Annotated in this window: 10 protein-coding genes; 4 read left to right on the top strand and 6 right to left on the bottom strand. The window is 48.0% G+C overall.

Going from position 1 to position 12,807, the window contains the following annotated elements:
* Nucleotides 1–7: 7 nt before the first annotated feature.
* The 6 genes from pelG to KNO87_RS01420 all read right to left on the bottom strand — a co-directional run bounded on the left by pelG (nucleotide 8) and on the right by KNO87_RS01420 (nucleotide 8,341).
* Entirely contained in the window at nucleotides 8–1,444 is a 1,437-nt protein-coding gene (pelG, locus tag KNO87_RS01445) for an exopolysaccharide Pel transporter PelG (RefSeq protein ID WP_214793298.1), read from the bottom strand.
* Nucleotides 1,407–2,846 carry a GT4 family glycosyltransferase PelF gene (gene pelF, locus KNO87_RS01440; protein WP_214793301.1) on the bottom strand — a complete coding sequence of 480 codons (1,440 nt, stop codon included), beginning with the start codon at nucleotides 2,844–2,846 and terminating at the stop codon, nucleotides 1,407–1,409. Before pelF ends, pelG begins: the two co-directional genes overlap by 38 nt.
* Nucleotides 2,846–4,480 carry a DUF2194 domain-containing protein gene (locus tag KNO87_RS01435; RefSeq protein ID WP_214793304.1) on the bottom strand — a complete coding sequence of 545 codons (1,635 nt, stop codon included), beginning with the start codon at nucleotides 4,478–4,480 and terminating at the stop codon, nucleotides 2,846–2,848. The genes pelF and KNO87_RS01435 overlap by 1 nt, the downstream gene beginning before the upstream one ends.
* A gap of 9 nt (nucleotides 4,481–4,489) precedes the next feature.
* The gene (locus KNO87_RS01430) at nucleotides 4,490–5,359 is read right to left on the bottom strand and encodes a bacterial transcriptional activator domain-containing protein (RefSeq protein ID WP_214793307.1); all 870 of its coding nucleotides are present in this window, start codon (nucleotides 5,357–5,359) and stop codon (nucleotides 4,490–4,492) included.
* The gene (locus KNO87_RS01425; RefSeq protein ID WP_214793310.1) at nucleotides 5,349–7,466 is read right to left on the bottom strand and encodes an NAD-dependent epimerase/dehydratase family protein; all 2,118 of its coding nucleotides are present in this window, start codon (nucleotides 7,464–7,466) and stop codon (nucleotides 5,349–5,351) included. The genes KNO87_RS01430 and KNO87_RS01425 overlap by 11 nt, the downstream gene beginning before the upstream one ends.
* Nucleotides 7,467–7,693: 227 nt before the next feature.
* Entirely contained in the window at nucleotides 7,694–8,341 is a 648-nt protein-coding gene (locus KNO87_RS01420; RefSeq protein WP_214793311.1) for an acetyltransferase, read from the bottom strand.
* 231 nt (nucleotides 8,342–8,572) lie between these two features.
* On the opposite strand from KNO87_RS01420, the gene KNO87_RS01415 reads away from it, so the two are divergent.
* From KNO87_RS01415 to KNO87_RS01400, 4 genes are all read left to right on the top strand, one after another.
* Nucleotides 8,573–9,418, top strand: a complete 846-nt coding sequence (locus tag KNO87_RS01415) for an aldolase/citrate lyase family protein (RefSeq protein WP_214793314.1) — start codon at nucleotides 8,573–8,575, stop codon at nucleotides 9,416–9,418.
* Entirely contained in the window at nucleotides 9,415–10,326 is a 912-nt protein-coding gene (locus KNO87_RS01410) for an NAD(P)-dependent oxidoreductase (protein WP_214793317.1), read from the top strand. The genes KNO87_RS01415 and KNO87_RS01410 overlap by 4 nt, the downstream gene beginning before the upstream one ends.
* Nucleotides 10,327–10,517: 191 nt before the next feature.
* A complete protein-coding gene (locus KNO87_RS01405) occupies nucleotides 10,518–11,570 on the top strand; it encodes a glycosyltransferase family 2 protein (protein ID WP_214793320.1) in 1,053 nt (350 codons plus the stop codon).
* A 12-nt stretch (nucleotides 11,571–11,582) separates the two neighbouring features.
* On the top strand, nucleotides 11,583–12,740 hold the full coding sequence (locus KNO87_RS01400; RefSeq protein ID WP_214793323.1) for a glycosyltransferase family 4 protein: 1,158 nt from the start codon (nucleotides 11,583–11,585) through the stop codon (nucleotides 12,738–12,740).
* Nucleotides 12,741–12,807 lie beyond the last annotated feature (67 nt).

The raw sequence follows: 12,807 nt of genomic DNA, 5'->3' as shown, positions 1-12,807 counted from the left end.
ACTCCTTCTAAGACAGACTTCCGATGCGTCGTAAGAACATCTCCGTTTTTGTCGTCACTTCTTGATAGACGATCGGCTGCGAGCAGAACGTCGTATAGTCGATATCGTTCAAACTTCGGATGAGTAACCGTACTCCCCACATGAAGGCGAGGATGGCGGAGAGGAACATGCCGACGCCATATAAATCGAACAACAGGACGAGGGCGAGCGTCACAAGGAAGCTCGTGACCGCATAAAATCCAGTCAGTTGAATGGCAGCACGACGCTCGTCGAAATACAGTAAAATCAAGAAAATCGTGATGACGAGACTTAAGAACCAGCTACCAAGCACGACGATGATAAAGATGTCGATTTGGTTTTGCGTCATGCCGAGGAATGGCAATAGACGGACACCTAGGAACAAGAAGATGAACGTGACGAGCATCTGGACTTGGGCCATGAACAAGAGCTCTGAGCCAAGGACACGGAACATCTCGCGCTTGGCGGTTTGGATGTCTTGGAACGGATAGCCGTTCAAAATCCGCCCATAATATTTTTTATATGACGTATAAAACGTCGTCTCGAGCGTCACCATAAATAAGACAAGGGATGGAAGGACGCTCAAGTAGGCATAAAAGACCGGCGTGTCATAATACGGTGCCATCAAGTACGTTTCTCCGACGACAATGGCCCGGTCACTGAACCAAGTGGCAAGGTTATGACCATACAAACCGAAGTAGTAGGCCGTTCCGATCAAGAAGAGAAGCGGATACTTCTCGAGATACACTAAAAAGTAAAAATAGTTGCGGTTATTGACTTGGAAATAATGATGGATGTCGCGGAACAATCGGATCAAAATGACGAAGAAGCCGATATTTAGTCCGATGAACACGGACGTTGCCGTCGGATGACCGAGCGGGGACGTCAACAACCAAATAAAGAACGCCGCGACCAACGTCCCGAGGACATAACTCGTGACGATTTTTTTATAGTCTTTCAGGGCGGACACGTACATCGACAAAATCCAGATGACGGACAGCTGTGTGAAGTACAAATACGTCACGAGTTTGTAGCTGAACGGAAGGGGAGACCTCATATAAAACAACACGGAAATCATCAGACCGATTACGACGATCAAACTGATGAGTCCGTATAGCGAGGACAACACGTTCTCTTCCTTCTCTAAAAATGTCTGGTCCGCTACGAACCGTGAGATCGTAAATAAAAATCCACCCGTCAACAGTTGCGAGAAGATGAACGTATACTGGACTGCCGCCATATAGATGTTCACTTCGCTCGCGCCGACGTTCAAGTAGAGCAACCATTCACGCGATGCGGTGATCAGCAGGATGGAGAGGAACATCGGACCGACTGCCGTGATGGCCGAATAGCCGTACGCACGGAGTTGTCCGAAAAATCCTGATTTGTCATACAGTCGCTTCAGTTGAAATCCGATTCCGGCCATGACGTTCTCCTTTCTCATAATAGGTACGATACGCATCAATCATCATCGGTAACGTGTAGAGATTCGTGACGCGCGCCCGTCCGCTCTGTCCATACGTCTGGCGTATGTCAGGCTGTTCGACCAATTTGATGATCTCATGCGCCAATAGATGAAAATGCATGACCGGGACGACGCTGCCGGCTTTTCCGTAGCGGTCGTTTGGACCTTCCAACAGTTCACGGCAAGCCCCGACATCGGTCGAGACGAACGGGATTTCCATCGCCAGCCCTTCAAGAATGACGAGCGGTTGTCCCTCGCTGATGCTCGAGAGGACGAGGATATCCAAAAACGATAAGTAATCTTGGACGTTTGTTGGACCTGTGAAATGAACGTGCTGAAGTCCGAGCATCTCGATGAGTTCAAGACATTCCTCATAATACTCCTCGTCTTCATCTAACGGTCCGATGAGATAAAACTGCGCTTCCGCGAACTTCTCTTGCACGATGGCGAACGCTTGTAACATCGTCTTGATATCTTTAATCGGAACGACCCGTAGGATGGCACCGATATGGACCCCAGGACGTGACTTGCGTTTCTCAGGGGAGAAACGAGTCACATCGATGCCGTTCGGGACGAGGAACGTCTTCTCCGGCGGGCACCCAAGCTCCAGTTGAATCTCCCGGTTCCCTTCGAACAACGTGCTGACGTCATCGGCATAACCGTAAGCGCAGTAGGAAAGGCTATAGAAGTAATCGATCCATACGTCTTTAAAGTAGCCTTTGATCCATGAGGCTTTGATGATTTCTTCTTCACGTTCTCGTGTATAAATCCCGTGCTCCGTTAAGAGTAACGGTTTCCCATATTGATACTTTGCGAGGGCGCCGAGTACGCCCGCGTAACCGGTCGAGACGCTGTGATAGACGTCCGCTTCCGGTACTTTATGGTCGATACAGACGAACAGCGGCAACAGCATCGAGCGGAGCGCCCAAAACATATCAGTGAAGGGAACCTGGACGAACCGTTTCTCGCAAAGCGTGCTGACGATATCAAAGAAGTCTTTACTGCCAAGGAAGTTCATGACCGAATCGATGCGACCGCTCGTAAAGAACTGGAACAACACGTCCCAGTCCGTCTGGCGATCCGACATGAGGGACAAAAAGGCGAGCCGTTCCGCATCGGTCAAGTCATATCGTTTTCCGCTGACAATCTTTTGGTCCACGTAATCGCCGAGATGAATCTCGTGCAGTTCGACCAAGTTGTTAGGAATGGGATATTTCGGTTTACTCCCTTTCACTTCTTTTGCCGAGATGGAGTAGACGATGAACTCATGCTCGGGCATCTCGGTGATGAGCGACTGGATCCAACTCGATACACCACCCGTCACGTGAGGGTATGCGCCTTCTGAAATCAAGCAAATTTTCATCATTTCGCCTCCAATCGGATTGAGAAGGATAATGCTTCGGTTTTGACGAGATATAAGTTAGGACCGATTCGTTCGACTTCGCACTGGTCCACATCTGTTACTTCTCGTGGGGATTGAAGATAAAAGTATGTCTCACCAGCCGCTTCGTCCAATGTGTACGTATACAGGTCTTCTGATTGTCGGACATATACGTGACCATTGAAAAAGTGATGGTTTTGAGCGACGTCTGATACTTTCATCGAGCGGAGCCAAGGAACGTCATGACCTTGTTCATCTAACATAGATTGGAAAGCTGTGATCAACGCTTCGCCTTCTACTTGTGCAGTGATCGTTTGAGGGGACAGCGTCATGGACACACTCCCACTTGTCACGAGCTCATTGAAGTGCGCCCAAGATGTCCAGTCCGGGTCCGACAACTCAAATGGCGTAGAGGGCAGCTTGATGATCGCATCCTCTTTTATCGGGAGACTAGCCGTCCCGATCTCTGTCGTGGCATGATCAAACACTTGGCGGGCAAGTTCTCCATCTGTTTGATAAGACGACTTGATGGTGAGCCCCGGTAACGCATAGTCAACCTGTTGCTTTGTTGCGCGAATTTCTTCGAAAGAGGAACCTGAGACGGCGATTTCCCCGCCCGAACGTAGCGTCTCTCGTCCGTATAGCGCCAAATCTTCCGAGTAAGCAGAGGTTGCCGGCGTCGGATTTAAAGAGGGACTCGTCGTGGCGAGGACGTAGTTCAATCCGTATTTGGCGCCAAGGCGTTGTAAGTCAGCCCAGAACACGTTCCGGAAATAGTCACGGTCCGTCATCGACTTTGTCACGAGCCGTTCGTTCGAAGCGAAGAACGGGAAACCTTGAAGCGTCGTGACTTCCGCATTCAAAATAGGGCGCAGCAATGGTTTTCCTTGCGTGAGACCGACAAATAGGAGGGCCTGTTGGTTGAACTCGGAGAGCATCGTGCCATTGAATACGATGAAGCGGCCTGCCCCGTAATCTTTTGACCAGAGTAACGGGATGTCTTGTGACGATGTCGCGAGTAAGTTGGCATCTGGGTCAATCCGTAATGCGAGTGACGAGTTCAAAAGACGATCCGAGTCGAACGATTTTGCCACATCCTCTTCAAAATAAGAGGTAGTCAATCGGACACCGGTCGTCTCGACGAACGACCCGATTTCGATGACACCGATTTGGCGATACATCTCCATCAACCGATCACTTGGCGAAGGACGTGTCGCAAACAAGACGGTACCGCCATTTTCGACGTAATCCAGGAGAATGTCCCGATCTTTCAAGCGATCGAGATGTTCCGTTGCGACGATGACCGTCTCCTCATCCTTCAACGACGTCAGGTGTTCGATGTTCATGACAGAGCTTTGCTTCCCAATCGCACGAAAGCGCTCCTGTAGACGCGTCGCGAGCAGTTCATCCCCTTTACTATCTAAAATCAAATAGGAGTCAATCGCTCCGTCTGTTTGCGAGACGGTTTGCGACTGGATGGATGTCGGGTGACTCTCCGCGAACAATGGAATCTTCAAGACGACATCTGAGCGAATCAGAATGAAAACAAAACCGAAGAGGGCGATGAAGCCCCCAATCAAATAAATCCCTCTTTGCATCGTAAATGTATGTTTCATAAAAATCCCCTATATCCAAAACCGTAGTTGTTGAAGCCCCTCTGGTGAGAGACGAATGTCCGAGGCGCGAAGCGCATCAACAAGATGATGTACTTGTGTGACGTTCTTCATCGCATAATGTACATGCATCGCCTCGAAATAAGCCTGTTCACGACGTGGGTGTTGCGCTAAAAAGAGTTCACTCGCAGAGAGTGCCTGTTCATATTCGCCGAGAGATAGAGCGATTTGGATTCGCTCGATATGGTACTCGGGGTCGATCGTTCCACCAAGTTCGATGAAAGCGGTCAATGCATGTAGATACGAATACGTATATTTCAACTGGGTATGTCGATCTAAAAATTCCATATCAATCATTTGTTTCAAAATCGTTAAGTACCGAATCATGACGTCTAGGTCATTCGGACGCTCTGTCAACTCACGTTCGATATGACGAAGCTGTTTGGCCAACAGTGACTTCGCTTGCTGTAGAGCGGTTGCCGCATAGTGGGACGTCTCGTTGTCTTCACTCTTCAACGCTGCGGCGAGAAGTGGGGCCTGTTGAAGGAAGTCATTTTTCAATACGTTCATCAACGTCTTTCGCTTCACTTGGTTGGAGTTGAGGATGAGCGCATCCTGTAGCGAAATCATATTCGTCTCGTTCAACAGATCCGGTCGTTGGAGCGACACATCCTCGTAAGTTTCTTTTCGAAGTAACCACTCTGGCAGTTCGGCATCTTTATGTTTGGAGCGCTGTAAGTAATAGAGGATGCCCCAACTAAAAAACGGGATGGCCAGTAACAACAAGAAACTAGGGAGGACATCTTCACGCCGCTTCACAAAAAAGAAAAAGAGGACGAGTAACGCAATCCCGTAATGAAGATACAAGAGATTACTCCACATAGGTGACGTCCTCCACGACTTCGGCACGGATTGCCTTACGGGCGAGGCGGTCGATGACGATTTGCGACTCTTCTTTCGTCGCATTCGATAAGATGGCGTACAATCGTCCATCTGTTCGGAACCCTAAATAGTCAGTCGTCCGTAACGTCGTTTCCGTGCTCTGAATGATGGAATCATCATGGTCTTCTTCGATGAGCACGAGACTATACGGAATGTTTAACTCTTGTTGTGCCTGTTCTTTTTGGGTGAGGATTCGTTCAAAGTACTCTTGTTTCAATGCGTTTGTATTCCCGACATATCGATCGAACTGAATCGCATTAATATATCCGAGCGAACGGTCGAGTGAGGAATTGATCAGTCGTACCATGACGTCAATCAAGTTGCGATACGAGAGGGTCAAGTTATGGAACGGCACTTCATAGCATAAGATGACGGCCATCACTTCTCCTTGACGAATCAAAGGTGCGCCGAATAGCGGTTCGCCAGGAGTGAGCGAGGTGTTGAAGACGATCTCGGATGAGGCGACGACTTCGTGAATTACTGTCTGTTCTTCGATTTGCAAAGAGTTCCGTGGTGTAAACGTCGAGTCAGACGACTTTGCCGCAAGGCGGGCGAACGAAGACTGGTTGATCATGTAAATCGCAAATTGATTCGCTTTTAACGTTTTCTCTAAAACGGAAATCGAACCGACGAACAGTCCTTCCGGTTCCAAGCTGTCGAGGGCGCGCGTCGCTTCATACACGCTTCCGATACTTTCTTCTGAATGAAGAATCTGTTGTTGCAGCTGATTTTTAATGGTGAGCGTTTCCTCATACACTTCGTTCAAGAATGTGTGGCGTTCGGTCGTCGCGGCCAGCTCATCTTTTAAAAATTGAATTTCAATTTTTCGACGTTCCATCACATAGCTGACGACGAGACCAATCAATAAATACATCGTGAACGTTGCCAAAATGGAGTTATCGACAAAGAGAGACAAGATGTTCCGACCAATCGATGCACTCTCGTAGAGGTGGACGCCGACAGCGAGAAGGGAAGCGATAAGGGCTTGGGACTTACCGAACAATAGTGCTGCTAAGAGTACATAAATGAACCAATAATCCGGAGTATCCACAATCGGCGTCAACAGTAGGGAGCCGATGAAGAACAGGAGGAACAGTGTTAGATTTTCAAGCGTTCGTAGAACCGGATGGCTGAGTGCATGTTTGAATCGACGTTCTTTCGGAATCGTCTGGGGCGATGGGGATGCGGGTTGATGTGCATAATAACTTTTCGTTACATGTAATCCCTCTTCTAACCCGTATCGAGGTACCCAGTCCAAATCCGTCTTCAATTTTCGGTTGTCGAGGATGCCTTGCTGCTTCGGTACATGTTGATTCGCAACCGGTGGCTCGACACCTAAATGTGCGTAGAGTGTGTCAATCGAGGTCGATTCACCCGAAGACAGGTGATACAGTCCCGATAGTTCACTGATCACGCCTCGATATACGGCTTCCACCACATCACCGATAAAAATCAGGTCAGCATGATGTGATGAGGGGAGACCGAGAGTCTCAGCACCGGTCATCGACATGAGGTCATGGATCCATCGACTCTCGGAACTGACGTGTTGCTTCGGGCCATACACGGACGACAAACGGAAAATCAATGTAGAGAGTGCAGAATGATTGCCCCAATGCAAAGCGTACTCTTCACTATGTCGTTGATTTAATGCAGAAGGCGAACGTGGGATGGGAGAGGCCGTCTCCGGTATGACCGTTTCTGCCTCAAACGCAAATCCATCACGTGTTGAAAAGGAGAGAAACTGTTTGACTCCGTATTTTTCAGACAGGGACAATAGGTTGAATAGACCACTTGTAGACAGGTGGGGATGATCATTGGTCGCACTGTTCGCGCAATGGATGACGACGTCGAATGCATATGTTTTAAAAAACGTTTCGCACTTTCGATCGGCGACGTCTGCCACTAAATGACGATGTTTGAAGTCGACCGTATCTTTAGAGCCAGAAGTCAAGTTGTCGAGTATATGTATACGGTGCCCTTCTTTGAAGAACCGTTCGGCAATCGAACTGCCTAAAAACCCATAGCCTCCCGTAATGAGAATGTTCATCGGCTATCTCCTTTGTGAAATAATTTTATGAGAAAAATAAAAATGTGTATGAAATATTATAATATAAGGGTAATTTGATTTACCTAAATTCAAACGACTTTCCCTGATATTTTGTCGCTTTTGGTCGAAAATTTTATGTTTCATAATAAATACGACGAAATGTGACAAAACATATATGTAGAAAATAAAAAAGTTCCAGTCGATTGATGAACGACTGGAACTTTTTTCTATAAATATTTCTCTCGAACTTCCCGTCTACGTGTCACTTTAGCGGGTGTGCCGTAAGCGATGGCTTGGCTCGGTAGATTGGAGACAACGGTGGCGCCGGCGCCGACGACGGTATCGGATCCGATATGAATATTATGGATGACCGTCGCGCCCATCCCGACAAAAGTTCGTTCGCCGAGTCGAACGTTTCCGCCAAGATGAGCTCCTGGCGCAACAGAAGAAAACGGGGCGAGGTGACAGTCGTGGTCGACAGAAGACATCGTGTTGACGACGCTGTGTGCCTCGAGTCGCGTGTTCGGATTGACGACGCTTCCCGCCATCACGGCGACACCCGGACCGATGGTTACATTTTTGCCGATGATGGCGCTCGGATGAATGGCAGAGATGAATTCAAAGTCTGGCATTTGTTCTCGTATGCGATGTTCAATCAGTGCGCGTTGATCATTGTCCCCAATTCCGATGATTCCTTTTCGGATAGCCACATTTGAACTGATTTTTCCGAGAATCGGGTAACCGAGAATGAATTTACCGATTAAATTTGGACTATCGTCATAAATGCCTGCAATCCGATAAAGTCCTGTCAGCTCCAATATATCAATCAATACTTGCGCGTGACCACCTGCACCAAAAATCACAATCCATTCCATTTTGGAAGTCACCCCTTTTGCCGAAAAATGTCGAAATGATTTGTCTGTAATGACACTATTGCCGATTCTCTTGATTTCAAACAAAACCGAAAGGAACTGACGAGCATGAATTTGGAATGCCATTTGAGAAAACAGATATCGTTGCAAAAAGATGCTATTCTTTTCTGTTTCATTGTTTTTGACGATGGCTAATTTCAAATCGTAGTGATCTTATTAAAGGGGGTTAGGATGATGTCTTTGGCGTTCATGTATATTACGAATCAACCGGAAGTTGCACGTTTGGCTGAACAAAATGGGGTCGATTTCATCTTTGTCGATTTAGAATTAAACGGGAAAGAGGAACGACAGGGACATCTCGACACGGTCATTTCCAGACATTCGATGCATGATGTCAGTCGCATCCGTTCCGTCTTGAAACACGCCAAGCTGCTCGTCCGCATCAACCCGATCCATGCCGGATCACGTTTTGAAATTAACGAAGCGATTTTTCGTGGCGCAGACATGTTGATGTTGCCGTATTATAAAACGGTTGATGAAGTGGCAACATTTATCGAAATGGTCGATAATCGCGTCAAAGTATGTCTCCTCTGTGAGACGAAGGAAGCGGTCGCGTGCATGCCGGACGTATTACGTTTACGCGGAATCGATTCGATTCATATCGGATTGAACGATCTGCATTTGAGTTATGGTCAGACGTTTCTATTTGAACCACTTACGACGGGACTCGTCGAAAAGATTGTCACGCAAATCCGTGAAGCTGGTATTCCGTATGGCTTCGGTGGGATTGCCCGGATTGGGGAGGGACGGGTTCCTGCCGAGCGAATCATTCCGGAACATGTTCGCCTCGGTTCTTCATGTGTCATTTTGTCTCGGAGCTTCTGTCATATCGGTCACGCGACAAAAGTATCTTCACAGCAGGCTCAAACATTCCAAGAAGGGGTATGGAGAATTAGGGCATATGAACAGCAACTCGAATCGATGCCTGTTGAATGGTTTGAACAAAATCGTATGCGACTCGTCGAAGAAGTTCAAGCCATCACATCAGAAATACGCCAAGAGAAAGGAATGTTGTCATGAACGTATGGGTGACAGGGATGCGTCTATCCCTCGACCAACAAGCACAGCTTGAACAGTTGGGACACGTTGTCACAATTCTTCAAGAGGAGTCAGAGATTCGCGAGCGAGATGTGTCTGAAGTAGAAGTGCTCGTTTGTCAAAACGTGTTTGCTCACCGGGCGCTTGAAGATTTCCCTCAATTGAAGGTCGTCCAAGCGGTGAGCGCCGGTCTTGACCGTTTACCCGTTAAAGCATTAAAAGAGAAAGGCATTCGCATTTATAACGCCGGCGATACATACGCCGTTCCGATGGCGGAGTGGGTCGTCTGGCAATTGCTCGACTTTATGAAGCATGGCGCCGCGTTTCGCGAGAAGCAACAAAATCGACAATGGGAAAAAGAAAGACGATTACTCGAACTGACGGGCAAGACGGTCACACTGCTCGGGGTCGGCAATGTCAGCGAAGCGATCGCGAAACGACTACGCGCGTTTGATATGCATCTGATTGGTGTCGGTCATCGCGAAAAAGACGTACCGTTTGTCGATCGCTACGTGTTGTTGGACGAACTCCATGATGTGTTGAAAGAGAGTGATGTCGTCATTTTGGCGTTACCACTCAAAGATGAGACGTATCATCTGATCGATCGGGATGCACTCGCAGCGATGAAAGAGGACGCGATCCTCATCAACGTGGCACGCGGGGCGATCATTGACGAAGAGGCACTAGTCGAAACGCTCCAAGAAGGAAAATTCTTCGGCGTCGCGCTCGATGTATTCGAAACGGAGCCGATCCAGCCGAGTCATCCATTGTATGAGTTTGCCTGGGTAAGCCTCACACCGCACAACTCGTACGTCTCGGATCAGGTGAAACACCGACTCTTCCAAAACGTGCTATCCAATCTGAAAAATGAACAACAATCCACGATTTAACGACGAACAGGCCGGCTTATCCGGTCTGTTTTTTTTGTTGTGCCATCTCAGAAATAGCCCTTATGATAATTCACTAAAAAATTATTCGCTACTCATTTCGATTCGTATTTATTCAAAAAAACGAATGGGAACAACGAGTTATAGTAACTCACCTACACCATGACTCTGCACCGAAGAAGGAGTGAACGCACATGGAACGTCCGGAAACACTCGTTAGTATCATCGTGCCGGTTTACAACACGAGCGCGTTTTTACGCCAGTGCTTAAGCAGTCTCGTCAATCAAACGTATCCTCACCTTGAAATCATCTGTATCAATGATGGCAGTACGGATCAAAGTCTCGATATCATGCTGGAATTTGATGATGACCCACGCGTCATCCTAATCGATCAGACGAATCGTGGGTGTTCCTTCTGCCGCGATCGTGGTCTTCAAATGGCGACCGGTGAATACATGATGTTCATCGATAGCGATGACTGGTTGGACCATGATGCGATTCGGCTTCTCGTCAAACATGCGGAAGCAGAACGAGCCGATGCGGTCATGGGCACATACGTCCGTGAGTATGAAGAGCGGTCCTTGCCAAAACGCATCTTCGAGGCGGATTTTTTATCGTACAACGCCGAAGAGACGAGACGTTTCGTCCATCGTCGTCTGTTCGGACTTGTCGGAGAAGAGCTCGCTCATCCGGAGACGGTCGATGCGCTAAATTCGAATTGTATCACCTTGTACCATCGCGATTTGATTCGTCATCTTTCGTTTCGTAGCCCGTACGGTTCGTTTGTCGACCTTTATTTTCAAATTCAGGCACTCGAGCATTGCCAACGTTTTATTTACATCGATTATCCGATTTATCACTACCGTAAGACGAACGGACAGTCTGAGACGAGTACGTATCAACGCAATCTTGTGAACTCACGATTGGAATTCTTCCACATGCTCATGAACTACATCGAAGAGCATGAGCTCGGGGAAGATTATACGCGTGCGCTATACAACCGGATCGCACTCAGCGTAATCGGGATTGGCTTAAATGAATTGAGTTCCAACAAACCGCTGTTTGCGCAAGCGGAAGTGTTGAGACAAGTCCTACAACAAAAAGAATACAAAGAGGCCTATTCTCAGATGGACATGCGTTACTTTGATTTGAAATGGCGGACGTTCTTCCAATTGTGTAAGCACGAACAGACCGTGCCTCTCGTCTTGATGCTCCGTAGCGTGAACTACTTACGGAAACGTGTGTGAGGGGGGATCGAGATGAAACGAGTCCTCATGGTCGCTTCCGTCGTATCGATGATTGAAAGTTTCAACCGTGACAACATCCGAACCCTTCAGAACATGGGATACGAGGTACATGTCGCCACAAATTTTGAGTGGGGCAGCATGTATAGCACAGAAAAAGTCGAACGCGTCAAACAGAGTTTACGAGAGGAAGGAGTCACGCTCTTCCAAATTGACTTTGAACGGGACATCAAAAAAATGAACGGACATGTCCGGGCATTCCAACAATTGAAACGCGTCATGACGACGAATTCGTATGCGTTCATTCATTGTCACTCCCCAATCGGTGGCGTCATCGGGCGTCTCGTCGCAAGACAAACGGACACGCCATGCATGTACACTGCTCACGGGTTCCACTTCTTTAAAGGCAGTCCTTCCCTCAACTGGATGCTCTATTATCCGGTCGAACGGACGCTTGCCCGATTGACAGACACCATCGTGACGATTAATCAGGAAGACTTCTCGAGAGCACAGACGTTTAAGACGACGCACACGTTCCGCATTCCGGGCATCGGAGTCGACACGAAACGGATTGAGCAAGTTCACATCGATCGTCCGTTGAAACGTCAGTCGCTCGAGGTGAATACCGATACCGATTTCGTCTTACTTTCGGTCGGGGAGTTGAACGAGAACAAAAATCACGAGACCATCATTCGAGCGATTGCCGAACTCGGTGATGCAAGCATTCGTTACTGGATTGCCGGGACCGGGGACGCAAGACCTCAATTAGAACGAGTCATTCGAGAGACGGACCTCACGAATCAAGTACAGCTCTTAGGTTTTCGGGATGATGTGTTTGAAGTGATGAAAGCGGCAGACTGTTTCGTCTTTCCGTCTAAACGAGAAGGACTCGGGATGGCGGCGCTTGAGGCGATGGCGGCAGGTTTACCGATCATCACCTCGAATGTGCATGGAATCAACGATTATTCGGTGGACGGAGTGACGGGTTTCAAGTGTGCGCCGAACGATATTCAAGGATTCGCTCGCGCCATTCGAACGATGCGACTTGATTTCGAACTATCCCATCAGATGGGGTTGCATAATACACAAACGGCAAAAGCGTTTGATGTCGAGCGCTCCCATGAAGAGATGAAGCAGATTTACGATACGTTCACGAATCGGCGTCCTTCTTGATAGTTTATAAAAAGATGGTCATGATTTCTTTTGATTTGTCAGAAGAGCGGGGGTAAGTAGTAAGCAC

Source organism: Exiguobacterium sp. s34, assembly GCF_018617435.1.
In the GTDB taxonomy this organism is placed as follows: domain Bacteria; phylum Bacillota; class Bacilli; order Exiguobacteriales; family Exiguobacteriaceae; genus Exiguobacterium; species Exiguobacterium aestuarii.
Note: the sequence above shows the minus strand (reverse complement) of the source record. Positions and strands in the feature narration are given on the sequence as shown.